Annotated in this window: 19 protein-coding genes and 1 pseudogene; 8 read left to right on the top strand and 12 right to left on the bottom strand. The window is 75.3% G+C overall.

Features of this window, described 5'->3' with window-relative positions; genetic code table 11:
- Positions 1-81, top strand: a pseudogene (locus ACFW6A_RS35120) (fasciclin domain-containing protein); the annotation flags it as partial.
- Positions 82-229: 148 nt separating this feature from the next.
- On the opposite strand, the gene ACFW6A_RS35115 reads toward ACFW6A_RS35120, so the two are convergent.
- On the bottom strand, positions 230-1,570 hold the full coding sequence (locus ACFW6A_RS35115) for a hypothetical protein (protein WP_386645648.1): 1,341 nt from the start codon (positions 1,568-1,570) through the stop codon (positions 230-232).
- An 82-nt stretch (positions 1,571-1,652) separates the two neighbouring features.
- The gene (locus ACFW6A_RS35110; protein WP_386645645.1) at positions 1,653-2,246 is read right to left on the bottom strand and encodes a helix-turn-helix domain-containing protein; all 594 of its coding nucleotides are present in this window, start codon (positions 2,244-2,246) and stop codon (positions 1,653-1,655) included.
- A gap of 97 nt (positions 2,247-2,343) precedes the next feature.
- Here ACFW6A_RS35110 and ACFW6A_RS35105 point away from each other — a divergent pair, with 97 nt between their 5' ends.
- A complete protein-coding gene (locus ACFW6A_RS35105; RefSeq protein WP_351850226.1) occupies positions 2,344-3,849 on the top strand; it encodes an MFS transporter in 1,506 nt (501 codons plus the stop codon).
- A 15-nt stretch (positions 3,850-3,864) separates the two neighbouring features.
- Here the strand turns inward: ACFW6A_RS35105 and ACFW6A_RS35100 are convergent, their stop codons facing one another.
- Entirely contained in the window at positions 3,865-4,797 is a 933-nt protein-coding gene (locus ACFW6A_RS35100; RefSeq protein ID WP_386645651.1) for an NADP-dependent oxidoreductase, read from the bottom strand.
- A gap of 113 nt (positions 4,798-4,910) precedes the next feature.
- On the opposite strand from ACFW6A_RS35100, the gene ACFW6A_RS35095 reads away from it, so the two are divergent.
- Positions 4,911-5,867: a GlxA family transcriptional regulator gene (locus tag ACFW6A_RS35095; protein ID WP_386645642.1), complete on the top strand. Its 957-nt coding sequence runs from the start codon at positions 4,911-4,913 to the stop codon at positions 5,865-5,867.
- Positions 5,868-5,903: 36 nt separating this feature from the next.
- Here the strand turns inward: ACFW6A_RS35095 and ACFW6A_RS35090 are convergent, their stop codons facing one another.
- The gene (locus tag ACFW6A_RS35090; RefSeq protein ID WP_386477975.1) at positions 5,904-6,818 is read right to left on the bottom strand and encodes an SMP-30/gluconolactonase/LRE family protein; all 915 of its coding nucleotides are present in this window, start codon (positions 6,816-6,818) and stop codon (positions 5,904-5,906) included.
- 155 nt (positions 6,819-6,973) lie between these two features.
- Here ACFW6A_RS35090 and ACFW6A_RS35085 point away from each other — a divergent pair, with 155 nt between their 5' ends.
- Positions 6,974-7,426: an Lrp/AsnC family transcriptional regulator gene (locus tag ACFW6A_RS35085; RefSeq protein ID WP_351850230.1), complete on the top strand. Its 453-nt coding sequence runs from the start codon at positions 6,974-6,976 to the stop codon at positions 7,424-7,426.
- Positions 7,427-7,588: 162 nt separating this feature from the next.
- Here ACFW6A_RS35085 and ACFW6A_RS35080 read toward each other — a convergent pair whose 3' ends face one another.
- The 3 genes from ACFW6A_RS35080 to ACFW6A_RS35070 all read right to left on the bottom strand — a co-directional run bounded on the left by ACFW6A_RS35080 (position 7,589) and on the right by ACFW6A_RS35070 (position 10,211).
- Positions 7,589-8,545, bottom strand: coding sequence for an ankyrin repeat domain-containing protein (locus ACFW6A_RS35080; protein ID WP_386645639.1), 957 nt, complete (start codon positions 8,543-8,545; stop codon positions 7,589-7,591).
- 138 nt (positions 8,546-8,683) lie between these two features.
- Positions 8,684-9,409: a dienelactone hydrolase family protein gene (locus tag ACFW6A_RS35075; protein ID WP_386477946.1), complete on the bottom strand. Its 726-nt coding sequence runs from the start codon at positions 9,407-9,409 to the stop codon at positions 8,684-8,686.
- A gap of 235 nt (positions 9,410-9,644) precedes the next feature.
- A complete protein-coding gene (locus tag ACFW6A_RS35070; RefSeq protein WP_386477948.1) occupies positions 9,645-10,211 on the bottom strand; it encodes an aminoglycoside phosphotransferase family protein in 567 nt (188 codons plus the stop codon).
- 135 nt (positions 10,212-10,346) lie between these two features.
- Between ACFW6A_RS35070 and ACFW6A_RS35065 the strand changes: the two genes are divergently transcribed.
- Complete coding sequence (locus ACFW6A_RS35065; protein WP_386477951.1) at positions 10,347-10,721, top strand: FKBP-type peptidyl-prolyl cis-trans isomerase; 375 nt, start codon at positions 10,347-10,349, stop codon at positions 10,719-10,721.
- Positions 10,722-10,759: 38 nt separating this feature from the next.
- Here ACFW6A_RS35065 and ACFW6A_RS35060 read toward each other — a convergent pair whose 3' ends face one another.
- The 3 genes from ACFW6A_RS35060 to ACFW6A_RS35050 form a co-directional block, all read right to left on the bottom strand.
- Positions 10,760-11,995 (bottom strand): hypothetical protein, encoded by a 1,236-nt coding sequence (locus tag ACFW6A_RS35060; RefSeq protein WP_386477954.1) that lies wholly within the window; start codon positions 11,993-11,995, stop codon positions 10,760-10,762.
- Positions 11,992-16,437 (bottom strand): SNF2-related protein, encoded by a 4,446-nt coding sequence (locus ACFW6A_RS35055; protein WP_386645636.1) that lies wholly within the window; start codon positions 16,435-16,437, stop codon positions 11,992-11,994. The genes ACFW6A_RS35060 and ACFW6A_RS35055 overlap by 4 nt, the downstream gene beginning before the upstream one ends.
- 264 nt (positions 16,438-16,701) lie before the next feature.
- Positions 16,702-17,685, bottom strand: a complete 984-nt coding sequence (locus ACFW6A_RS35050; RefSeq protein WP_386645633.1) for a transcriptional regulator — start codon at positions 17,683-17,685, stop codon at positions 16,702-16,704.
- Positions 17,686-17,964: 279 nt separating this feature from the next.
- Between ACFW6A_RS35050 and ACFW6A_RS35045 the strand changes: the two genes are divergently transcribed.
- Positions 17,965-20,955, top strand: coding sequence for a S8 family serine peptidase (locus ACFW6A_RS35045; RefSeq protein ID WP_386645630.1), 2,991 nt, complete (start codon positions 17,965-17,967; stop codon positions 20,953-20,955).
- 186 nt (positions 20,956-21,141) lie between these two features.
- On the opposite strand, the gene ACFW6A_RS35040 is transcribed toward ACFW6A_RS35045, so the two are convergent.
- Both ACFW6A_RS35040 and ACFW6A_RS35035 read right to left on the bottom strand, forming a co-directional pair.
- Positions 21,142-21,777, bottom strand: coding sequence for a CoA transferase subunit B (locus ACFW6A_RS35040; protein ID WP_386477966.1), 636 nt, complete (start codon positions 21,775-21,777; stop codon positions 21,142-21,144).
- Positions 21,777-22,556 (bottom strand): CoA transferase subunit A, encoded by a 780-nt coding sequence (locus tag ACFW6A_RS35035; protein WP_351850240.1) that lies wholly within the window; start codon positions 22,554-22,556, stop codon positions 21,777-21,779. Before ACFW6A_RS35035 ends, ACFW6A_RS35040 begins: the two co-directional genes overlap by 1 nt.
- Before the next feature lie 363 nt (positions 22,557-22,919).
- Between ACFW6A_RS35035 and ACFW6A_RS35030 the strand changes: the two genes are divergently transcribed.
- Complete coding sequence (locus ACFW6A_RS35030; protein WP_386477968.1) at positions 22,920-24,368, top strand: 3-hydroxybutyrate oligomer hydrolase family protein; 1,449 nt, start codon at positions 22,920-22,922, stop codon at positions 24,366-24,368.
- A 115-nt stretch (positions 24,369-24,483) separates the two neighbouring features.
- Entirely contained in the window at positions 24,484-25,278 is a 795-nt protein-coding gene (locus ACFW6A_RS35025) for a 3-hydroxybutyrate dehydrogenase (RefSeq protein ID WP_351850242.1), read from the top strand.
- The last annotated feature ends 50 nt before the right edge of the window (positions 25,279-25,328 follow it).

Here is a 25,328-nt window from a genome sequence, read left to right as displayed (position 1 = left end):
ACCTCCAAGGTCGTCTGCGGCAACGTCAAGACCTCCAACGCCAACGTCTACATCATCGACACCGTCCTCATGCCCAAGTAGGGCTGTCCGGCCCCTGAGCCACGGCGGCCCCGCACCCCTCTGAGGAGGAGGGGTGCGGGGCCGCCGGCACGACCACGGCCCGGCGGCAGAACCGGAAGCCCGGCCGCGGCGGGGCGCCGCACCCGGGCCGACCGCGGGCGGGCGGGGACTACGCCGGGGCTCCCGGCGGGGGCCAGGGCACCGTCGCGGGCGGTGGCGCGAGGCGCGCCACGGGGCCCGCGTGTTCAGAGATCCGGGCGGGTCCGGCGAGTTCGGCGAGGGCGTCCACCCAGAGGCCGGGCAGTTCCGCCGCCGCCGGGTGGGAGCGGTCGTGCACGACCGTCACGCGGGCGGTGGCCGCCGCCCGCGTGAGCGAGAAGTAGCCCAGCATGCCGGGGCTGTTGAGGCCGAAGACGCTCGCGCCGAGCGGGGAAGCCCCCAGGACGCGATAGGCGCCCGTGATGTCGATGTGGCTGGTGGCCAGCCGGAAGGCGGGGCGCTCCATCCCCCGGTGCAGGAGGGCGGGCGGGACGCGCAGCAGTGCCTTCCAGCCGCCTTCGCGCAGCCCGGACCCCTTGTGCGCGAGGGTCTGCGCGGCCACGGCCGCCAGCCGCCCGCCCGGCTCCGGCACCGTGCACGGCAACCGCAGGACCGCCGGCAGGGCGGCGTTCCCCGGCGAGAGCCGGGCCTCCCGCGTGCGCACCGACATCGGCATGACCACCCTCAGGTCACGCACCGGCTCCCCCTGCCGCACCTGGAGGGCGGCGAGCGCACCCGTCACGGCGGCGAGGTACACGTCGTTGACGCCCGACCCCCACCGCGACGCCACCGCCCGCAGCTCCGCGTCCGGGACGTCCGCGTACGCCGTGGCGGGCACCCCGCTCGGCGCCGAGGCGCATCCCGCGGGCACCGTCTCGTCCTCGGGGAACCTCTTGAACGGCGACGCGCGCAGCCACGCCAGGGAGGTGCGCCCCGGAGCCGGCGGCCGGTAGGGGTACGGCCCGGCGACGGGCTCGTCGGCCAGCAGCGCGGCCACCAGGTGCGCCGCGCCGACGCCGTCCACGACGGAGTGGTCGACGCGGAAGCAGATCCGCCGCACCCGCTCGCTCCCGCAGGTCAGCACCCGCAGGTCCCAGCCCGGCGCCGGACGGCCGGGCAGCGGCCGGCGCCACACCGCGTCGGTCGCCTCGGCGAGCCGGCCGTCCACCCGCTCCTCGGTGACGTGCGCCCCGGTGCGGGGAGAGGCGGAACGCGTCCAGGAGCGGGCTCCCGGGGTCGCCACGACCTGGAGGGCGTCCAGGCCGGGCGCCCGCTCGGCCACGCGCGCGCGGAGCCCGTCGAGCGTGAACGACGCGGCGGGAAAGTCCAGGACGTGCCCCACCACCACGGGCACGGCGCCCCGGGCGTGGAAGAGGGCGAAGGCCCGGTCCAGCGCGTTCGTCCGCCCGCCCGGGGCCGCTGCCCCGCCCCGGGACCCGCCGACGCTCCCCGACACCCTTCGGACCCGCATGACCCACCTCGCAACCGATCGACCGAAGACCGCCTATGCGAACGACGCGGCCCGCGAAGGGACACGGCGCCCTCCAGGGGGCTTACGGCCCCTCGGACGGCCGGGCGCGGACGACGGCCTGGTCCCCGTGGGGGCCGAACAGGTGCAGGATCTCCACGGCGTTCGCGTCCGCCGGCCCGAACCAGTGGGGTTCGGAGGTGTCGAACTCGGCCGTCTCGCCGGGGCGCAGCGTGAACTCCCGGTCCCCGAGGACCAGCCGCAGCCGGCCCGCGAGGACGTAGAGCCATTCGTACCCCGCGTGGGTGACCGGCTCCGGCTCGCGCGGTGCCGGCACCTGCTTGAAGACCTGCACGCGGCCCGGGTACTGCGTCAGGGGGACGAGGACGCTTCCCCGCTTCTTCCGCAGGGGCCGGAGGTGCACCCGGGGGTCCCCGCTGGCCGGCGCCGCCACCAGCTGGTCGAGCGCGACGCGGTGGGCCCGGGCCAGCGGGATGAGCAGGTCCAGCGTCGGCCGCCGCTTGCCGGACTCGACCCGGGACAGGGTGCTGACCGAGATCCCCGTCGTGGCCGCGAGCGCCTCCAGCGTCAGCCCCCGCTCCCGGCGCAGGGCGCGCAACCGCGGCCCGATGCCGTCGAGGATCCGTTCCAGCTCCGCGTCCTTGGCTCCTGTGTCCACGACCCCAGTTTTGCAGTGTTCGCAAAAACCGTGGGAAGCGGTCGCGGTCGGGGGCGAGTCTTGCGGGGCTTCGTTCCCGGACGACAAGAGGTGGACCGTGACCACGACGCCCGCAGACCCGAACGCGCGCCGGAGCGCGCTCCGGAAGACGCACCCGACCGCGCCGCCGCCCCCGGGGCCGCCCTCGCCCCCGGCCCGGTCCGCCGGGCTGAGCGCGCGCAGACGCCGCACGGTCCTGGCCGTCTGCTGCCTGAGCATGTTCGTGGTGGGCCTGGACACCACCGTCGTCAACGTGGGCCTGCCGGCCATCGGGCGCGGCCTGGGCGTCGACACGCGCGCTCTCGAATGGGTCGTGGACGCGTACACGCTCGTCCTGGCCGCCCTGCTGATCTCCTCGGGCGCGCTGGCGGACCGGTTCGGGCGGCGCCGGGTCTTCCAGTGCGGGCTCGCCGTGTTCGGCGCGGCCTCGCTCCTCTGCGCGCTCGCCCCGTCGGCGGGCGTGCTCGTCGCGGCCCGCGCGCTCCAGGGGGCGGGGGCCTCGATGCTCAGCCCCGTGGCCCTCGCGATCGTGGTGAACGCGATGCCGGACCCGAAGGAACGAGCGCGGGCGATCGGCGTCTGGGCGTCGGTCTTCGGCCTGAGCATGGCGGCCGGCCCCGTCACGGGCGGGATGCTGCTCGCCGGGCTCGACTGGCGGGCGCTGTTCTGGGTCAACGTCCCCGTCGTCGTGGCCGCCCTGCTGCTCAGCGCGGTGTTCGTGCCGGAGTCCCGGGCGCCGCGGGCCCGGCGGCTCGATCCGCCGGGCCAGGTCCTGCTGGCCCTCCTCCTCGCGCTCGTGGTCGGCGTCCTCATCGAGGGGCCGCGCGTCGGCTGGACGTCGCCGGCGGCGCTGGCGGGGTGCGCGGGCGCCGTCGCGGCGGCGGCCGGGTTCGTCCGCGTCGAGTCCCGCCGCCCCGAGCCGCTGGTGGATCCGCGGCTCTTCGCGCGTCCGGTGTTCAGCGGTGCCGTCGTCGGCGCGGTGGCGGTCTTCGTCGCCCTCAACACCGCGCTGCTGCTCAACACCCTCTACCTGCAGCACACCCGGGGCTGGACGCCGCTGGCCGCCGGGGCGGCGACCCTGCCCCTCGCCCTCGGGGCGACCGTCTGCGCGCCGTGGTCCGGTCGCATGGTGGGCCGCGCGGGGCCGCGCCCGCCGCTGCTCCTGGCCGGCGCGTTCCTCACGGCCGGCGGGCTGTGCCTGGTCCGGCTGACCCCGCACACGAGCGTGGTGCTGCTGCTCGCGGCGTACGGGCTCGTCGGCGTCGGGTTCGGCTTCGCCAACGCCCCGATCACCCACACCGCCGTCGAGGGGCTGCCGCCCGCCCGCGCCGGTGTGGCCGGGGCGATCACCTCCACCGCACGGCAGCTGGGCGCCGCCCTCGGCATCGCCCTCGCCGGGGGCCTGGTGGCGGGCGCCGGCCCGGCGGACCTCGCCCGGGCGGCCCGCCCCGGCTGGACGGTGGTCGCCGCCTGCGGCGTGCTGCTCCTCGCCGTCGCCCGGGTCTCGCGGTCGGAGGGGGCCGCCCCGGCCCCCGGCCGCGCGACGGCACGGCGCGAGGGGTGACGAGCGGGCCGGTGCCTACGGGACGGTCAGCACGATCTTGCCGGTCGTGCGGTTCGTCTCGCCCAGGGCGTGGGCCTCGGCCGCCTCGGCGAGCGGGAAGACGGCCTCGACATGGGCGCGCAGGGCCCCGGAGGCGGCCAGCCCGGCGACGGCGTTCATGCCGGCGTGGTCCGCCTCGACGAGGAGCGATTCCACGCGGATCCCGCGGGCCGCGGCCTTCGCGGCCTCGTCGGGGTCGGAGCCCGGCAGGATCGAGACGAGGACGCCGCCGGGGCGCAGGACGTCGAGGGAGCGGGCCCGGGTGTCGCCGGAGAGCGGGTCGAGCACCACGTCGACGTCCTGGACGGCGTCGCGGAAGTCGGTGGTGCGGTAGTCGATCACCTCGTCCGCGCCGAGCGAGCGGACGAACTCGTGCTTGGCGGCGCTGGCGGTGCCGATGACGTACGCCCCGCGGGCCTTGGCGATCTGGACGGCGAGGTGGCCGACCCCGCCGGCGGCGGCGTGGATCAGGACGCGCTGCCCGGCGCGGACTGCCGCGGTGTCGACGAGCGCCTGGTACGCGGTGAGGGCGGCGAGCGGCAGGGCGCCGGCCTGGACGTGGTCGAGGGCGGCGGGCTTGGCGGCGAAGGCGCGGGCGGGACCCGTGACGTACTCGGCGTGGGAGCCGACGCCGTCCGGGTAGGGCAGCATCCCGAAGACCTCGTCGCCCGGCTTGAACAGGGTGACGCCGAAGCCGACGGCCTCGACCACGCCGGACACGTCCCAGCCGAGGACGAGCGGCAGCCGGTCGAGGAAGAGCCCGGCGGCGCGGTGCTTCCAGTCGGTCGGGTTGACGCCCGCCGCGCGGACGGCGACGAGGATCCGGCCCGGGCCGGGAACGGGACGGGGCAGGAGGACCTGCTCCAGGACCTCGGGGGCGCCGTGGGCGTTCTGGCTGATGGCGCGCATCGTGGCGGTGGTGGGGTCCGGGGCGGTGGTGGGGTTCGTCATGCCGTCCAGCCTCGCCGGAGGGCCCGCCCCGGTACCATGGCATGAATGCCAACTTCCGACGGGATCGTGCCATGAGTGTCCACCGCGTCGTCGTCCTCGCCCTGGACGGGGTGTATCCCTTCGAGCTCGGCATCCCGAGCCGGGTCTTCGGGGCCCTCCAGGACCGCTACGAGGTCCTCACCTGCTCGGTCGACGGCGGTCCCGTCGCCACGAACGCCGACTTCTCGGTGACCGTGGGGCACGGCCCCGGGATCCTCGCGACGGCGGACACGGTGCTGCTGCCGCCCTTCGACCTCTCCCGGCTCTCGCGCGAGCTGCCGCCGGGGGCGGGCGAGGCCCTCGCCGCCATCCGTCCCGGGACCCGGATCGTGTCCATCTGCACGGGCGCCTTCGTGCTGGCGGCGGCGGGACTGCTCGACGGCCGGCCCGCCACCACCCACTGGGCGGTCGCCGACGTCTTCCGGTCCTGGTACCCGGAGGTCAGGCTGGACCCGGACGTGCTGTTCGTGGACGACGGCTCCGTGCTGACCTCGGCCGGCGCCGCCTCCGGCGTCGACGTCTGCCTCCACCTCGTGCGCCGGGACCACGGCGCGGCCGTCGCCAACCACGTGGCGCGGGTCTGCGTCGTACCGCCGTGGCGGGACGGCGGGCAGGCCCAGTACATCGAGCACCCCGTGCCGCCGGAGGCCGGGAGCGGCACGTTGGCCACCCGGCAGTGGGCGCTGGAGAACCTGCACGAGCCGCTGACGCTGGCCGAACTCGCCGGGCACGCCCGGATGAGCCTGCGCACCTTCGCGCGCCGCTTCGGCGAGGAGGTCGGGACGAGCCCGGGGCGCTGGCTGATCCAGCAGCGGGTGGCCCGGGCCCAGCACCTCCTGGAGACCACCGACCTGGCCGTCGACGACATCGCCGGCCAGGTCGGCTTCGCCACCGGGACCTCCCTGCGGGAGCACCTGCACGCGGCCATCGGTGTCTCGCCGATGGCCTACCGCCGCACCTTCCGGGGGACCGCGGCGCCGACGGGGTGACGGTCCGGGCGCGGGGGAGGGGCGGCGGGAGGCCGGCTACCGCCAGGGCTGCCGTCCCGGACCCGTCGGGTGCGTGCCGGTGACGGCCATGACCACCGAGTACAGGCTGGTCTCCGCGGCGATGAAGAGCCGGTTGCGCTTGGCGCCGCCCCAGGAGACGTTGGCGACCGCCTCGGGGACGCGGAGCCGGCCGATCAGGGTGCCGTCGGGGTCGTAGCAGTGCACGCCGTCGTCCATCGCGGCCACCCAGAGCCGGCCGTCGTCGTCGAAGCGCAGGTTGTCGAAGCGGGCCTTCTCGCGGTCGCCCGCCTTCGCGAAGACCGTGCCCTCGGACAGGGTGCCGTCCTCGCGCACGTCGAAGACCCGGATGAGGCCCGCGCGGGTGTCGGAGACGAACAGCCGCCGCTCGTCGGGCGAGAAGACCAGCCCGTTGGGCGCGCCGAAGCAGTCCGCGACCAGCCGCACCTCGCCGGTGACCGGATCGATCCGGTAGACGTTGTTGGAACCGATCTCGCTCTGCGCGCGGTGGCCCTCGTAGTCGCTGGTGATGCCGAAGTCCGGGTCGGAGAACCAGATCGAGCCGTCGGACTTCACGGCCGCGTCGTTGGGGCTGTTCAGGCGCTTGCCCCGCCACCGTTCGGCCAGCACGGTGAGGGTGCCGTCGTGCTCGGTCCGGGTCACCCGGCGGTTGCCCTGCTCGCAGGTGACCAACCGGCCCTCGCGGTCGAGGGTGTTGCCGTTGGTGTGGCCGGCGGAGCGGCGGAAGACGCCGACCGCTCCGGTCTCCTCGTCCCACCGCAGCATCCGGTCGTTGGGGATGTCGCTCCAGACCACCTGCCGCCAGGCGGGCACGTAGACCGGCCCCTCGGCCCAGCGGCAGCCGGTGAACAGCACCTCCAGCGCGTCGTCGCCGTTCATGCACCGGCCGGTCCGGAACCGCTCGTCGAACATCTCGTACAGCCCGGGGCGCTCGCTGCTCACAGGGTCCACTCCTCACGAGAGACGTCACATGCCGTACCCGAGCCGGAAACTGAATGTCAGTCGGCTCGAATCCCATACTGGAAGATGAGATACGGTTCCGCACGGGAAATCTCGAATGGAGAGTCGTGGATCACATCGATCGCACCCTGCTGGCCGAGCTCCAGCGGGACGCCACCCAGCCGTACGCCGCCCTGGGGCAGGCCGTCGGACTGTCCGCCGGCGCCGCCCACGAGCGGGTGCGGAAGCTGAAGGAGCGCGGCGTCATCCGGCGCACCACCGTCGAGGTGGACCCGGCCGCCGTGGGCAGCGCCGTCCTGGCCTACGTGATGGTCGACTCGACCTCCTGGATGGGGGATTCGGCGCGGGACTTCGCCGCGCTCCCCGAGATCCTGGAGGCGCACGTCATCGCCGGCAGCGCCTCCGTGCTCGTGAAGGTCAGGACCGCGACCACCGAGCAGCTACAGGACGTGCTGCGCCGGATCTACGCCATCGACGGCGTCGGCGGCACCCGGGCCACGGTGGTCCTGGAGACCTTCTTCGAGCGGCCCCTGTCGCCGCTGGCGCCGGACGGGACGTGAGCCCCGCCCCCTCCGCGGGAACGGCCAGGCCGAGAGGGCCGGTGACATCCGACTGCGACGGGGTCCTCGTCGACACCGAACGCCTCGCCGTCAGCCTCCGGGCCGCGCCCGGGGCGGAGCCGGGCCGGCCTCGTCACCGGCCGGTCGGCCGGGACGGGCCCGTCAGGGGTGCCGGTGGTCGCGGTCCGGGAGTTCGACCCACACGTCCGGCGGTCCGAGCGCGGAGCGGGCGTCCGTCGGGCGCAGTCCCGCGAAGGCGTACGCGTAGGCCACCGCCCGGTACCGGTACAGATAGGAGTTCAGCACCTCCTCCGGCCCGTCGTCCTCGTTGGGCCCGCCGCCCGGATGGAGGTCCCCGGCCTCCACGGCCCCGTCGCGGGCGATGCCGCCCTGGTTGCCGCTCTTGGGGTTGGCGTACAGGCCGTAGCAGAACGTGCCGGCGGACAGCGGGGCCAGCACGCCGCGCATCTGCGGCGCGTACCCCCAGGGCTGGGTCACCACGCAGCCGCCCGGCACGGTCGTCACGCCGACGAGGCGCAGGCTCTCGTCCATGTCGTACCCGTACGGGTCGTCGAGGAACTCCCCCATGACGTCGTCCGGCACCGGCTCCGCGCCGAGGCGGCGCACCGCCTCGGCCGTGTCGATCCCGGCCACGCAGGCCAACCCGAAGCCGTCGTAGGGGAACTCGCCCAGCGCCGCGACGAGCCGGCGGCCCTCCTCGGCCGCCGCGCGCTCCCCGAGGCTCAGGCCCACCCCCGCCGGGACCGCGAAGAGCTCCGGCGTCGGCCCCGCGAGGCTCAGCCGCCCCGGCGACCAGCCGCCGAGCGACACCCGCCAGGGATCGGCCCCGGCGGCGGCCAGGGCCCGCGCGTTCTCCGTCTTTCCGTCGAGGACGGCCACCCACAGGGCCGTCACCCCGCCCTCCAGCGCGTCCACGTCCGCCACCCGGCCGGCCAGTTCCGCCACGACCTCCGCGGAGCCGGCCCATGCCGCACGGTGCAGCGGGCGCCCCCCGCTCCACCTCTCCGGATCGGCGCCCCCGTCGAGGCGCCGGCGGACGTCCGCGTGGTCGGACCAGTCCCACCCCATGCCGTCCCACCCGTCCTCCAGAGCGGTCACCGCTCTCCCCTCCCCGCCTCACGACCCGGCTTCCTCACCTCCTCACGCTCGCACACGGCTCTGACAGCGCACGGTGCGCGGCAGCCGCCCGGCGGGGACGGACGCCGCGCACCGTGCGCGCGCCACCGTGAGGGGGGCTCACTTCAGGTGGCGGTCCAGGAACCGGCAGCCGTCCTCCAGTTCGAACGCAGGAGTGCCGGTGTGTCCGCCCAGGTTGGCGTGCAGGGTCTTCTCCTCGCTGCCGAAGGAGTCGAACAGGTCCAGGGCCCGCTGCCGGGGGTTGCCCTCGTCGTCCCACTGCAGCAGGAACAGCAGGGGAATGGTCACCCGCCGGGCCTCCTCGCGCTGGGCGCGGGGCACGTAGCCCCCGGCGAAGAAGCCGGCGGCGGCGATGCGCGGCTCGGTCACCGCGAGCCGGATGCCGAGGGCCGTCCACCCTCCGGAGTAGCCGACGGGGCCGCCGATCTCCGGCAGCGGGAGGAGGGCGTCCAGCGTGGTCCGCCAGTCCGGGACGGCGTTTTCGACCATCGGGCCGATGAACGACTCGAAGATCTCGTCGACCGGTTCGCCCGCCCGCATCGCCCGGCGGAGCTCGTCGCGGGCCCGCTCGGCGGCGGCGGAGCGGGGCCGGTCGCCGCATCCGGCGGCGTCGATGGTGGCCACCGCGTAGCCGCGCGCCGCGGTGTGGCGGGCCCGGGCGACCAGACGGGGGTCCGCCTTGGGCAGGCCGTTGTTGTGGGCCATGAGGACCAGCGGCACCGGCGCGGCGGACCCGGGAGTCCACAGGGTGCCGGGGATCTCGCCGAGGACGAATTCGCGTTCGAGGACGCCGTCGTCGAGGCGCTGTTCGGAGGTGAAGTGCACGAGCGTGCCTTTCGGGAGTGCGAGGGAACGGCGCTCCCGGACGACCTATCGCCCGACCGTGACCCCGGAGGAGAGCACCCATGTCGAAACTGCGTTCACGGGTACCACCTCCTCGTTCTCTCGCACGGCCTCCCGAAAGCTAGCAAGGCCCACCGGGCTCCGCCAAACGTTTTCCCGCCCGCCGCTTGTCCCTCCCCCCGCCCTCGCTCGCGCTCCGAGCCGGTGTCCTCCCGGGTCACGCCCGCTCGGTGAGCACCTCGGCCAGGTGGTCGGCGAACCGGGTGATCCCGTCCAGCAGCGGACCGGTGCGCGCGACGCGGAAACCGTGCCGGCGCCCCCAGAACGAGGCCCGCACGGCAGGGAACCGGGCCCAGCGGCGTACGCGCTCGCGGTCGAGTTCGGCGGCGTCCGCGAAGCCGTCCAGGAGCCGGCGGACGGACCCGGCCAGGTCGTCCGAGCCGAGGAGCGCGAGCGCGCGGGACTTGAGCAGGGTGCCGCCGTCGTAGGCGGGATCCCCCGCGTACCCCTTGGGGTCGACGGCCGGCCACGGCTCCCGGTCGGCCCGCAGGATGTTCCGCGCGTGCGGGTCGCCGTGGACGAGCGTGTCCGGCTGGGTCCTGCCCAGCTCCCGTACGGTCGCCACGGCGGCGTCCAGGACGCGACGCGGCACGGCGTGCGGCAGCGACACGGCGTCCGCGCGCAGCCGCTCGTCCCAGGCGTCGGCCCGCTCGCGCAGCGGGGGCAGGCCGGGCGGCGCGGGGACGGCCAGGCGGTGACTGAGCCGCCCGGCGACCGTCACCACCTCGTCGCCTCCTCCGCCGACGCCGCCGCGCGCCGGGCAGCGGCGCGCTCGGTAGCGTGACCGTCGGCTGCGTGGAGCGTCCACGCGTCCGGCCGGCCCGCGCCAGGGCCGCCCGTGGAGAGTGAAGAGGCTGCGATGACCGAACCGACGAAGCCCGAGGTCGGCGTTCCCGAGGGCGACGCCCCCACCGAGCTGACCATCCGGGACCTGGTCGTCGGGGACGGCGCCGAGGCGAAGCCGGGCATGGTGGCCAGGGTCCACTACGTCGGCGTCACCTTCGCGTCCGGGAAGGAGTTCGACGCCTCCTGGGACCGGGGCCAACCGTTCAAGTTCGCCCTCGGCGGCGGACGGGCCGTCAAGGGCTTCGACCGGGGCGTGCGGGGGATGAGGGTCGGCGGCCGGCGCGAGATCGTCGTCCCCCCGCGCCTCGGCTACGGCAAGCAGTCGCCCTCGCCGCTGGTCCCGCCGGGCTCGACCCTGGTCTTCGTCGTGGACCTCCTCTCCGTCTGAACCGGACGGCGGCCCGTGCCGGACGGCGGCCCGAGGGGTCAGCGGAGCGTTCGGGCCGCCAGGCGGGCCTCCTTGTACGCGGTCGCGGGGTCCCGGCTGGGGGCGGCCGCGGGCTGCCAATCGCCGTGACGCCCGACGTACGGGTACCAGCGCCCGTCGGGGCCGTGGCGGAGCCGGACGCCCGCGGAGGGGTCGGTGAGTTCGTTGCCGCGCCGCTCGACGGGAGCGCGGGGTGCGGGCCGCAGCGGCTGGATCGCGGCTTCGGCGTCCGCGAGCACGGCCGGATCGGCGTCCCCCGGGGTGAGGTGGGCGGCGACCCCGGGGGGCCCGCCGTGTCGGTAGGCGGCGGCGAGGTCCCGCATCTGCGGCGGCGTCAGGCCGAGGTGCGCGGCGGCGGTGGCCAGATGGGCGCCGTCGCCCTCGGCGGTGAAGCGGGCGATGTCGGTGGCCGTGTCGAGGGCCGGGGGAGCGTGGCCCTGGAGGAGCGCGGCGGCGCGCCGGGCGGCGTCCCGCACGAGCGAGCGCAGGGCGGCCAGGTCCGGCAGCGCCGCGGGGGGATCGTCGGTGACCGCCTCCCACACGGACGTGGTGCCGTCCGTGTCGACGGCGGGCGGCGGAGGCAGGGCGGTGGTCCGCACGCTCCCGTCCGGGACCGGCGAGCGGGCCCCGGGGGCCGGCCCCGCGGGGGAGTCCGTCCGCGTGTCGCGGGGCGCGGAGCCGGGAGCGCCGACGCGCGGCGGGACCCGCGGATGGGCCCGGAGGTGGGCGCGGAGCTTGCCGTGGCCCCGGCCGCGGAGGGCGAACAGGAGGCCCGGCGCGGTGCGGGCGCGGTCCGCGAGGAGGTGGCCGAGCGCCGCCGTGTGCGCGCACAGGACGCGCTCCCCGCACCCGCAGTCGAAGCGGAAGTCGGCGGGTGAGGGGACGAGGGGGATCCCGCCCGTGTAGGCGGGATCGGTGAGGAGGTCGGTGACGTTGCCGGGGGCGGCGGCGTCGCGGACCCGGGGGTCGGCGGCGATCGCGGCGTAGACGGCGTCCCACTGGCGCTCGGTCAGCACGGGCACGAGCAGCCGGGCCCGCAGGGACGTCCCGTCGGGCCGCCGGATCGTGGTGGAGGCGAAGCCGTCGCCGACGGTGACCGGCCCGGCGGCGCCCTCGTCGGCGAGCCGGCGCCCGGCGGCCGGGACCGCCGTGGAGACCGCGGTCGCCCGGAAGGCGTCGGCGAAGGCGGTCGCCCAGCCCGCGGTCGTGTGCTGGTGGGCCAGGTGCGAGGTCACTCGGGTGCTCCCAGACGGACGAGGTCGGCCAGTTCGCGGTCGGTCAGCCGGCCGAGGAAACCGTCGCCGGCCGGGAGCACCGAGTCCTGCAGGGCGCGCTTGTGGGCGAGGAGTTCGTCGATCCGGTCCTCGATCGTGCCGCGGGTGACGAGGCGGTGGACGGTGACGGTCCGCCGCTGCCCGATGCGGTGGGCGCGGTCGGACGCCTGGTCCTCGACGGCGGCGTTCCAGCTGCGGTCGAAGTGGACGACGTGGCTGGCCCGGGTCAGGTTGAGGCCGGTGCCGCCGGCCCTGAGCGACACGACGAACAGGCGGGTCCGCCCGTTCTGGAAGGCGTCGACGAGTTCCTGCCGCCGCCGGGCGTCCAGGCCGCCGTGGAGGAACAGCGGCCGGTGCCCCAGGTGCTCCAGATGCTCCTGGAGGAGCCGCCCCATGGCGACGTAGCTCGTGAACACGAGGGCGGACTCGCCGCGCCGGGCGATCGTCCCGGCGAGTTCGGCGAGCGCCCCGAGCTTGGCCGACCGCCCGGCGAACAGGTCGGCGCCGGCGGGTCCCGGATGGGGCTCGCGGAGGTAGTGGGCCGGGTGGTTGGTGATCTGCTTGAGCGCGGTGATCAGCCGGAGGACCAGGCCGGAGCGCGCCGTGGCGGGGGAGTCGGCGATCTGGGCCGTCGTCTCGCGGACGACGGCTTCGTAGAGGGCGACCTGCTCGGGGGTCAGCTCGACGACCCTGCGGACCTCGACCTTCGCGGGCAGTTCGGGGGCGATGCCCGGGTCGGCCTTGGTGCGCCGCAGGAGGAAGGGGGCGACGAGCCCGGCGAGGGCCCGGGCGGCAGGGCCGGAGGGATCGCGCTCGGCCGCCGCGGCGTACCGGGAGCGGAAGGCCTTGAGCGTGCCGAAGAGACCGGGGTTGGTCCAGTCGAGCAGCGTCCACAGCTCGGACAGGTTGTTCTCCACCGGGGTGCCGCTCAGCGCGAGACGGGCCGTGGAGGCGAGGGCGCGCAGGTGCCGGGCGGTCGCGGAGGAACCGTTCTTGGCGTGCTGGGCCTCGTCCGCGACGACCAGGTCCCAGGCCGGGACCGTGAGGTCGCGGTCCTGCCGCAGGACGCCGTACGTGGTGAGCACGACCGTGCGCTCCCCGACGGCGTCCAGGCTCCTGGCGGGGCCGTGGTAGCGGACCACGTGCAGGTCGGGGGCGAAACGGCCGATCTCCCGCTGCCAGTTGGCGACCAGCGAGGACGGGCACACCACCAGGACGGGCCCGCGGTGCCCCGCCTCCTGCCGGTGGAGCGCGTACGCCAGGGCGGTGAGGGTCTTGCCGAGGCCCATGTCGTCGGCGAGGACGGCCCCGAACCCGAGCGCGCTCGTGTGGGCGAGCCACGCGAGCGCCCGCTCCTGGTACCCGCGCAGCACCGCCGTCAGCCGGGGCGACGCGGCGACCGGGGAGGCGTTCTCGCCCCGCCGCAGGGCCGTCACCACGTCGGCGAGTTCCCCGGCCGCCCGGCACGCGACCTGGCGGCCGTCGACGTCGACGGTGCCGGTGAGCGCGGCCGTGAGCGCTTCGATCCCGGACAGCCGGCCGATCCGCCGGTTCCGGGCGCGGGCGCGCAGGGCGGGGTCGAGGAGCACCCACCGGCCCCGGATCCTGACCAGGGGGCGGGCGGCCTCGGCGAGCGAGTCCATCTCGGCCTCGCTGAGACCGTCGTCCCCGAGGGCGACCTGCCACCGGAAGTCGAGCAGGGCCTGGAGGCTGAACCTCGGCGCCGCGCCGGCCGGGGCGGCGGCCGGGGAGGCTGCCGGGGGAGTGCCGACCACCGCGTACGCGGAAAAGCCCTCGCGGAGCCGGACCGGCCAGCGCATCCGCAGGCCGTGGGCGGACAGGTCCTCCTCCGCGCGGAGGAGCTGGGCGATCCCTTCGGCGTCCAGGGCGAGCGCCTCGGGCTGCGCGGCCAGCCCGGCGAGCACGGGGCAGTGGCGCGCCAGCCGTTCCAGCCGCCGCCCGGCCCGCTCGCGCAGCCGGTGCCGGTCGACGCCCGTGAGGTGGTCGTCCCCCTCTTCCTCTTCTGGTGGACGGGCCGAGGCCTCGGCCGCTCCCCGTCGATCGGGGTGGAGGACGGGGTCGGGGTCGGGGTCGGGGTCGATCAGCAGACGGCACGTCAGACGGACGTTCTCGTCGGTGGGTTCGGACGGGGTCCGGATGTCGAGTACGAGGCCGGGCGGCGGCCCGTCGTCCAGGAGGTCGTCGAGCGCGTCGAGCCAGGGGCGCACCGCGTCCGCGTCGGCGGGCGGGACCAGGCCCCCGTCGGGGGACAGGAAGGCGCCGGAGCCGAACATGGCCGCCGCCGGGGTGCGTACCAGCCCGTCGGCGACGGCGTGCAGGAAGGCGAGGACCGCTTCCGACGCGGGCATACCGGCCCGGGTCCCGTCCTCGGCATCGGCCCCGGCCCAGGCCCCGTCCTCGGCGACGGCCTGGGTCCCGTCCCCGCCCCCGGCCGAGGCCCCAGTGTCGCCTTCAGCGAGGACCGCGTGGGCGTGGGGTGACATGTGCCGCGCGAACTCCCCCGCGGCCCGCACCGCGTCGGCGGGGAGGGGCCCGACCCTCCACCGGGCGGCGCCCTCGGGCGTCAGCGCAGGGTGGACGAGCCCGGCGGCGACGAGGCGCGCGCCCAGCCGGGCCACCCACTCCCACTCCACCGCCGTCGGGTGCCACGAGGAGATCCGTCCCCGCGCGAGGAGCACCGGTACGGCCCGGCCGACGGGGAGCAGCCAGCCGGCGACCCGCACGGGCGCCCCTGCCCCGGGGACCGCGAGCCGGCGGACGGACGGGGCGAGCGGGGCGGGGAGCGGCACTTCGGGCATCGGCAGGCCGTCGGTCCGGTACAGCAGCATCCGGGCCGGCTCGCCTCCGGCCGGGGGCACGAACGACAGGGCGCAGCCGGCGGCGAGCGCCTCCCCCACCACCGTCTCGACCGACAGCCCTTCCCCCGCCGACAGCCCTTCCCCGGCCGACAGCCCTTCCCCCGCCGACAGCCCTTCCCCGGCCGGCGGCACGGCCCCCGGCCGGGGGCGGGGCAGCGTGACGGCACCCGGCCTCGGGACCGCCGGCGGCTCCGGAGCCTTCGAAGGATCCGTGGGCCCGGGGGGAGCGGGTGACGAGGCCGCCGGTGAAGCCGCCGGAGCTGCCGTCGCCTCCTCGGCCCACCGCGTGTCCAGGGCGACGAGCTTCTGCATCAGCGCGGCGGCGCCCGCCCTGCGCGCGTCCGCCTTGCTCTTCGCCGTGCCCCCGGCCCGTACCGTCGTCGCCGAGGCCACGTGCCCGCACGTGTACGTACAGGTCACCGTCTTCCGCGAGGGGGAGAGGGCCGACTCCGGCTTCGTGATCAGGCCCAACTGGGTGTACTTGTTCAGGTACTTCACCGGGTCCATGCCCTGGGGCACCGGCTGGATCCGCGCGGACGCCCTGGGCGTGCCGCCCGTCGTGGCGGCGGGGGCCTGCGGCTCGGGCAGCCCGCCCATGCGGGCGAGGAGGGCGACCGCCGCGCGGTGCTGAGCCGTCCGGGGGTCGTCGCCGGTTCGCGCCGGTCCGGTGACGGTCTCCCCGCCGGCCTCCTCCCAGGTCCAGGCCGAGACGAACCCCCGATCGGCCGGGGCCGTGCGGGGGGAGAGCGTCGCGGTACGCCTCCGGGCCTGCCAGCGCAGCAGGGTCTCGGCGGCCGGCGGCATCCGTGCCGTCTGGTCGAGCGCGCGCTCGCGGACCGACCGCCACCCCGGGCCCGTCGCGTCGAACAGCAGCACCAGCACGTCGCGGTGGCGCAGCCGGGACGCCGCCGCCCGCCGGGCGAGCTCGCCCTGGAGCTCGTCGCCCGGTTCCGCGCCCCCGTCCACCCGCACCTGGAGCAGGGACTCGAACACCTCCGTCCCCATCCCCGGCAGCCGCCGCCGCGGCTCCGCCGCGTCGCCGAGGCCGGCGAGCGCGCGCAGCAGGGCGTCGGCCGCGGCCCGGCGGGCCAGGTCCGGCGAGGACCCCGTCCGCGAAGGCCCGGTCGTCACCTCGCCCGCCGGCCCGATCCTGACCGCCGCCGCATGGAGGACTCCGCCGTCCGGCGACCGCTCGACGGACTCCTCGTACGAGGGCGGCGGCCAGACCTCCACCTGGCAGTGCGCGGCCAGCACCCGCAGCGCCCCGTCCGGCCGTCCGCCCGCCACCGCGAGCGCCCGCCGCCTGGCGGGCAGCCACCCCGGATGGTCGCCGGTGACGAGCAGGAGCATCCGCAGGTCCTTGGGCGTCAGTTCGTCCGCCCGGTGCTCCGCCTCGGCGGCGAGCCGGGGATCGAACCCTCCGTACGCGACGACGCTCCGCGCCCGCTCGTGCCACGGCCCGCCGGCGTCGCGGCCCCCGGCCGAGGACGAGGCGTACGCGGCGATATCGGACTGTACGGACAAGAAGGCCCCCTCCGTGGCGGTGCGTGACCAGGCGCTCGCACACAGCATACGAACGCTCCGTCACCCACCGTGCCGAATCGGCGACCGAACGGCCCGGACCGGCCGCTTCGGCCGCGCGGGGCGCCACGCCGACTCGATCGGGTGATCTTCCGGTCGGGAGTTCGGAGGGCGGCGCGTTTCGCCTCCCCCGGGCCGACACCTCTCGGTCGCCGGCCCGAGGCCGCGAGGGAGCCGCCGGCGCCATCCGCACCACCCCGGACGGGCTCATATCCAGCCGCGCTCCCGCGCCCGCACCCCCGCCTGGAACCGCGTATCGGCGTCCAGCGTGCGCATCAGAGCAGCCACCCGCCGCGTCGCCGTGCGCACGCTGACCCCCAACTGCCGGGCTATGGCCTGGTCCTTGAAGCCGGCGTGCAGCAGGCGCACGAGCACCAGCTCCTCCTCGCTGGGCCCCTCCTCCACCTCCTCCACCTGAGGGGCGAGCAGGGGTTCGGCGCGTTCCCAGTACGCCTCGAACAGCTCGATCAGCCCGTCCAGCAGGCCCGACGGATGCACGAGCACGATGGATTCCTTGCTGCCGCCGGTCAGCGGCACCATCGCCACCCTGCGGTCCACGATCCGCGCCTTGAAGGGGAGATGACGCAGCAGCCGTGACTTCTCGCCGAGCGCGGCGAGCCGCAGGACGGTCTCCATCCGGCCGGGCGGATCGATCGACTCCAGGCAGTACACGCCCCGGATGTCCACGCCGCGCTCCACCCACGCGCGGGTGGTCGTCTTCTCCTGCTCGTGGAAGTGCGGCTGGCCGACCGCGTCCAGGTACGGCGGCTTGTCCAGCGTCCACAAATGGGTGGTGACGGACCGGTTCACCTCGTCGATCCGCCGGGCGATCGTCTCCGGGTCCGAGAGCACCTCCATCAGGGCTTCCGGGTCCGACGTCAACTGATTCGCCCAGTACAGGCGATGAAGGGCCGACAGCTCCGCCTCCACCTCGCCGTACATCGTCTCCGCCTCGGACCGACGCCGGTGCAGCAGGGCCGAGAGCGCCGACCGGGGGCTTACCGCTTCCCAGCGGCCCCGGCCCACCCGCCGCACGAGACCGAGGTCGGCCAGCCGCTTCAGCGCCTGCCCGGTACGCGCCACTCCGGCGCCCGCGTTCTCCGCGAGATCGGCCACCGTGCACTGCTGTCCCGACAACACCGCCCGGTACACGTCCTCGTCGAACGCGCTCACACCCACGGCTTCCAGCACAGCCGGCCCTCCTTGCCACACGAGAAGACAGCGCCGGGAGGCCCATGCCCCGGTGCGGGGCCGACCGCTCTTCCCCCGCGTGGCGCGTTCGGTCACCACGCCAAAGACGCCATCACATTATCTGGACAGTCGGTATTCGCGCGGCGTTCACTCATCCCGGACCACCCGTCAGCCACCCCCGGTGCCAGACGGTTCGGAGATTCCCACCCCCAGCGCACGCCGCAGGCGAGCCCCCACGCTCGTCTCTCCGGCGTGCGTGGAGATCCATGAGGAGAGTCCGTGTCACTCCTGCCGCGTAGAACACCGCGCAACCGGCGAGCCGCCCTGGCCGGCTCGCTCACCACCGCCCTCGCCGCGCTCAGCCTTCCCCTCGCCACGAGCGCCACGGCCGACCCCGCCGCCGCTCCGGTCACCGAATCCGCCACGGGCACCTACCTGGTCACCCTCGCCGACGAGCCCCTGGTCACCTACGACGGAGGGGTGGGCGACCTCCCCGCCACGAAGCCCGCCGAGGGCGGCAAGCTCGATGTCGCATCGGACGCCGCCAAGCGGTACCGCACCCACCTGACGGACCAGCAGACCCGCGTCGCCGGGAAGGTCGGCGCCACCGTCCGGCAGCACTACGCGGTCACCACCAACACCTTCAGCGCCCGGCTCGACGCCCGCCAACTGGTGCGCCTCGCCCGCACGGGGAGCGTCGTGCACATCGCCCCCGACCGCTTCCACCACGCCACCGACGACCGGAACTCCACCGACTTCCTCGGACTCTCCGGCCGCAAGGGGCTGTGGAAGGCCCTGGGCGGAACCGCCGAAGCCGGCAAGGGCATCGTCATCGGCGACATCGACACGGGCATCTGGCCCGAGAACCCCTCCTTCGACGCCCCGGCCCTGAGCTCCCGCAAGCCCGGCCCGAAGGACCGTCACCGCCCCTACCGCGTGGGCACGACCACCGTGATGCACAAGGCGGACGGCGCCACCTTCAAGGGCACCTGCCAGACCGGCGACAGCTTCACCGCCGCGGCCTGCAACGAGAAGGTCATCAGCGCCCGCTACTTCGGCAGGGCGTGGCTCGACGCCGTCCCGGAGTCCAACCGGGCCGGATACGTCTCCCCGCGCGACAGCCAGGGCCACGGCACCCACACGGCGGCCACCGCGGCCGGCAACGCCGACGTCCGCGCCACGGCCGGCGGCGAGGACCTCGGCACCGTCTCCGGCGTGGCCCCCGCGGCCACCATCGCCGTCTACAAGGCCCTCTGGCAGAGCAAGGACGGCCAGGCGGACGGCGGCCTGACCAGCGACATCGTCGCCGCCATCGACCAGGCCGTCGCCGACGGCGTGGACGTCGTCAACTACTCGCTCGGCGCCGCGTCCGAAAGCGCGTACGACGACCCGGCGCAGGTCGCCCTCCGCAACGCCGCCGCGGCCGGAGTCTTCGTCGCCACCGCCGCGGGCAACTCCGGCCCGGGCGCGTCCAGCCTCTCCAACACCGCGCCCTGGACCACCACGGTCGCCGCCGGCACCGTCAAGTCGCACACCGGCACGGTGACCCTCGGCAACGGCTCCGGCCACACCGGCATCAGCACCACCGTCCATCGGCAGGTCGGCCCCGCCCCGCTCGTCCGGGGCTCCGCGGTCCGGGTCCCCGACACCGTGGACGTCTACGCGGACCACTGCATGCCGGACTCCCTCGACCCCGCCCGCACGGCCGGGAAGATCGTCGTCTGCGAACGGGGCTTCAACGGCCGCGCCGACAAGTCCGCCGAGGTCAAGCGGGCCGGCGGCATCGGCCTCGTCCTGGTCAACCCCGGCGACGAGAGCACGGACGGCGACCTGCACAGCGTGCCGGCCGTCCACCTCGGCCACGCGGCCGCGGCCCCCGTGCGCGCCTACGCCGCCACGAGCGGAGCCACCGCCACCCTCACCGGGGGAGGCGCCTCGGACGCCTACCCGCAGGTGGCCGGCTTCTCCTCGCGCGGCCCCTCGCTCGTCGGCAACGGCGACCTGCTCAAGCCCGACATCACCGCGCCCGGCGTCACGATCCTCGCGGCCGTGTCCCCGGACGGCAACCACGGCCGCGACTTCGACTACTACTCCGGCACCTCCATGGCCACCCCGCACATCAGCGGCCTGGCGGCGCTCCACCTCTCGGAGCATCCCACCTGGTCCCCGATGAGCATCAAGTCGGCCATGATGACCACCGCCACCCCGACGAAGACCCCGGACGGCGAGAACAGCGGCGACGCCTTCGCGCAGGGCGCCGGCGAGGTGGACGCACGGGCCATGCTGCGGCCCGGACTCGTCTACGACTCGGGCGAGCGGGACTGGCTCGCGTACCTCGAAGGCTCCGGCGTGGACACCGGAAGCGGCGTCAAGGCCATCGACCCGAGCGACCTCAACTACCCGTCCATAGCCATCGGCGACCTCTTCGGCAGGCAGACCGTCACCCGCACCGTCACCGCGACCACGGCCGGCACCTACCGCGCCCGGGTGGACCTCCCCGGCATCAGGGCCACCGTGAGCCCGTCCGTACTGCACTTCAGCCGCCCCGGCCAGAAGCGCACCTTCACCGTCACCCTGGACGTGACCACCGCGCCCGCCGGACGCGTCGACACCGGATCCCTCACCTGGACCTCCGGCCGCACCGCCGTCCGCAGCCCGATCGTCGTCACCCCGCAGATCGTCCGCGCCCCCGCCGAGGTCAAGGGCTCCGGCTCCAGAGGCTCGACCGAGTTCCAGGTCACCCCGGCCACCAGCACCCTGACGGCCACCGCCTACGGACCGGTCACCTCGCCGGTCACCGAGGGCACCCTGACCCAGATGCAGCAGATCTCCTACGACGCCGAGATCCCCTCCGGCGCCAAGGCGTCGCAGATCACGGTCCGCTTCGACGCGGCGGCGGACACGATCACGGGCGTCCTGTGGGGGAACAAGGTCGGCGGGGTCCTCCAGGACGTCCACATCGCCGTCCCCGACAGCGACGGAGTGGTCACCATCACCGTGCCGCATCCCACGGCCGACGCCCTCTTCGTGTCCCTGGTCGCCATGGGGGCCGACGGGGAGACCGTCACCCCGTACACCTACCAGGCGAACCACATCACCGCGGACAGCCCCGCCACCGGCAGGGTCACGGTCACGCCCGACCGGGTCCGCGTCACCCCCGGCGTGCCGACCGACCTGACCGCCGCCTGGTCCGGCCTCCCCGCGGACACCCGGTCCGGCGCCTGGATCGAGTACGGCAACGGGGCGGGCTCCTTCCTGACCCTCAACTGAATCCCGGCACCCACCGGCGGGGGCGGCACGCACACGCGTGCCGCCCCCGCACGGGTGCTCCGCACACGCCGGCCACTCGAACCGCGAGGTCGTCGAGCACGCCGCCGCGTTCGCTGCGGACGCCGGCGTCGGCAAAGCCGTGCAGCACGAGCCGCACGAGATGCCGCGCCTCGCGCTCGCCGTTGCTCACACCCGGACGCGGAGGGGCGCGGCGGTGGCCGCGACCACCTGGTCGGTGGTGACGCCGGGGGCGAGTTCGGCCAGGACGAAGCCTTCGGGGGTGACGTCGACGACGGCGAGGTCGGTGATGATCCGCTGGACGACGCCGCGGCCGGTGAGGGGGAGGGTGCAGGTGTCGACGAGCTTGGGGGTGCCGTCCTTGGCGGTGTGTTCCATCAGGACGACGACCCTGCGGGCGCCGTGGACGAGGTCCATGGCGCCGCCCATGCCCTTGACCATTTTCCCGGGGATCATCCAGTTGGCGAGGTCGCCGCTGGCGGAGACCTGCATGGCGCCGAGGACGGCGGTGTCGATGTGGCCGCCGCGGATCATGCCGAAGGAGAGGGCGGAGTCGAAGAACGAGGCGCCGGGCAGGACGGTGACGGTCTCCTTGCCCGCGTTGATGAGGTCGGGGTCGATCTCGTCCTCGGTGGGGTAGGGGCCGGTGCCGAGGATGCCGTTCTCGGACTGGAGCACCACCTCGATGCCGGGCGGGAGGTGGTTCGGGATGAGCGTGGGGAGCCCGATGCCGAGGTTGACGTAGCTGCCGTCGGTCAGTTCCAGGGCGGCACGGGCCGCCATCCGCTCGCGGGTGAGGGCCATCAGACGTCGCCTTCCTGTCGGACGGTACGGCGCTCGACGCGCCGTTCGGCGGCGGGGTCGCCGGGGACGACCCGCACCACGCGCTGGACGAAGATCCCGGGGAGGTGGACCTCGTCGGGGTCCAGTTCGCCCGGCTCGACGAGGTGGTCGACCTCGGCGATGGTGACCCGTCCGGCCATGGCGGCCAGCGGGTTGAAGTTGCGGGCCGAGGAGCGGAAGACGAGGTTGCCGTGCCGGTCGCCGACGGTGGCGTGGACCAGCGCGAAGTCCGTCGTGATGCCCTCTTCCAGCAGGTGCGGGCGCCCGTCGAAGTCCCGCGTCTCCTTGGCCGGTGACGCGACCGCGACCGACCCTCCCCCGGGGGCGTACCTCCACGGCAGTCCGCCCTCGCCGGCCTGCGTCCCCGTGCCGGCTGGCGTGTAGAAGGCGGGGATGCCCGCGCCGCCGGCCCGCAGCCGTTCGGCCAGCGTGCCCTGCGGGACCAGCTCGACCTCCAGCTCCCCGCTCAGGTACTGGCGGGCGAACTCCTTGTTCTCGCCCACGTACGAGCTCGTCATCCGGGAGATCTGTCCGGCGGCGAGCAGCAGGCCGAGGCCCCAGTCGTCGACGCCGCAGTTGTTCGACACGACGCGCAGGCCCTCCGTCCCGCGCTGCCACAGCGCGTCGAGGAGCGTCCCCGGTATCCCGCAGAGCCCGAAGCCGCCCACGGCGAGCGAGGCCCCGTCGGGGATGTCGGCCACCGCCTCCGCCGCGCTCGCGACCGTCTTGTCCAGACCCATGCGGATCCCTTCCCTCAGGCAGCCGGACGACCTCGCGGGCCGGAACCGGTGCCGATAGCAGCGACAGGCACGGAGCCTAGGCAGCGGGCGCCGGGACCGGCCATGGCGGTATTCCCCACACCACCCCCCTCCGGCATGGTGGCGACCACCGCCCCCACCGCCTCCCCGTGCCGTGCCCCGTCCCCGGCCCGCCACCGGCCCCGCCCCCGCACCGCCGTCCCCCTCACCCCCGCGGGGCAGTGGTGCCGGCGCCCACCGGCGGACCGTGGACGGTGGGCCGCGCAGCCATGTCCGGCCGCCGGCCGTCGGCATAGCCTCCCGCGAGTCCCGTTCTCCACCCCGCGAGCCCGGAGGTGCGCACCGATGCGCCGTCGTCCCGCTTCCCGTCCCTCACCACGCCCCTGGCACCGACGCGCCCGGGCGGCCGTCGCCCTGACCGCCCTCACCCTCACCACCGTCCCCGCGACGACCGCCTCCGCCGCTCCCGTCGGCCACTGCGTCCGCCAGGCGCAGCTCCGCGTCCCCGGCGCCGCACACCAGCAGACCGCCTGCCTGGACGAACTGACCACGGCCGGCACCGTCGCGTCGGGCCACACCGACCCGGCCGACTGGGCGGGGCTGACGCCGAAGGACCTGGCGGTCCCCAGCGGGGTCCCCGGGATCCAGATCGACGGCTACTTCCCCGACACCTCCACCACCAACACCAACCACGGCTGGCAGCACGACGCCCAGTTCGTCATCCGCCTGCCCGACCGATGGAACGGCGGCCTCGTCGTGGCCGGCACCCCGGGCAACCGCGAGCAGTACGCCAACGACCGGGCCATCGCGGACTGGGTGCTGGCCCGGGGGTACGCGTACGCCGCCACCGACAAGGGCAACACCGGCCTCGCCTTCCACCGCGACGGCAAGACCCCCGGCGACGCCATCGCCGAGTGGAACGACCGGGTCACCCAGCTGACCCGGGCCGCCCGCGCCACCCTCGCCCAGCGCTACCGGCGTCCTCCGGCCCGCACCCTCGTCACCGGCCTGTCCAACGCCGGCTACCTGGTGCGCTGGCAGCTGGAGAACCGCCCCGAGCTCTACGACGGCGGCGTCGACTGGGAGGGCACTCTCTGGAGGACCGACGGCCCCAACCTGCTCGACTTCCTGCCGAAGGCGATGCGCGCCTACCCCGTGTACGCGGCCGGCGGCGAGGGCGCCGAGGCCGCGCGGGAGCGGCTGCACGCCGCCGGCTTCCCCGCCGGGTCGGAGTTCCTGTGGCCGTACCACCACAAGGTCTACTGGGACCTGACCCAGCGCATCTACCGCGAGGAGCTGGACCCCGGCTTCGACGGCCCGGTCGAGGCGGGCACCCCGTACTGCCCGCCCGGCACCCCCGGCTGCGACGCCGACTACGACTACGCGGCCCGCCCCGACGAGGTCCGGCAGGCCGTGGCGAAGATCGCCCTGACCGGCCGGATCGGGAAGCCCCTGATCACCCTGCACGGCACCCTCGACGTCCTGCTGCCGATCGGCGAGGACTCCGACGTCTACGCCCGCATGGTGCGCGAGGCGGGCCGCGGCCGGCTGCACCGCTACTACCGCATCGAGGGCGGCACCCACACCGACTCCCTCGTCGACGCCTTCCCGGACCGGCTCCGGCCGCTCACGCCCTGCCACCGCACCGCCTTCACGGCCCTGGAGGACTGGCTCTCCGCCGGTCACCGCCCGCCCGCCTCGGGCACCGTCGCACAGCCCGTCGGCCAGGACCCCGTGACCCTGGCGAACGCGTGCTCCCTCGGCACGGCGAAGGACGCCGGCGCTCCGTCCTGAGCCCCCGGGACCCCTCGCCGGAGCGGCCCATGGTGTCCGACACCATGGAACCGCCCGACAGTGTGGCGGACTCGTCCATGGGCCGGACGGGAGGCCCTCCCTACTGTTTCGGCCCATGACGCACACATTTCCCACGCCGGACCGGCTGCCGTCACCCGCCGCCGCGAACGACCTGAGCGGGCGCACCGCGCTGGTCACGGGCGGCGGCAGCGGCATCGGCCGGGCCTGCGTCCTCGCCCTGGCCCGGGCGGGGGCCCTCGTCCACGTGGTGGACCGGGACGCCGACGCGGCGAAGGCCGTCGCCGAGACCGCCGGAGGCCGGGCACACGTGGCCGACCTCGCCGACCCGGACGCGATCGACCTCCTGCCCACCGAGGCCGACATCCTCGTCAACAACGCCGGCCTCCAGCACGTGGCCCCGCTCACGGAGTTCCCGCCGGACCGGTTCGAACTCCTCCAGAAGGTGATGGTCACCGCCCCGTTCCTGCTGATGCGCAGGACGCTGCCGCACATGTACGCCCGCGGCTGGGGCCGGATCGTGAACGTCTCCAGCGTCCACGGCCTGCGGGCCAGCGCCTACAAGTCCGCCTACGTCGCCGCCAAGCACGCCCTGGAGGGCCTGAGCAAGGTCGCCGCGATCGAAGGCGCCCCCCACGGGGTCACCAGCAACTGCGTGAACCCCGGCTACGTCCGCACCCCGCTGGTCGAGGGCCAGGTCCGCGACCAGGCCGCCGCGCACGGCATCAGCGAGGGCGACGTGCTCACGAACGTCATGCTGGCCCGCTCGCCCGTCAAGCGACTCCTGGAGGCCGAGGAGGTCGCCGCCGCGGTGCTGTGGCTGTGCGGCCCCCACTCGGGCTACCTCACGGGAACGTCCCTGCCGCTCGACGGCGGCTGGACCGCCGGCTGACACCCGCTTCCCCCGCCCCTTCCTCCCCCTTCCCCCCCGTCCCCTTCCTC

The sequence above is a fragment of the Streptomyces sp. NPDC058758 genome, assembly GCF_042746075.1.
Classification (GTDB): domain Bacteria; phylum Actinomycetota; class Actinomycetes; order Streptomycetales; family Streptomycetaceae; genus Streptomyces.
Note: the sequence above shows the minus strand (reverse complement) of the source record. Positions and strands in the feature narration are given on the sequence as shown.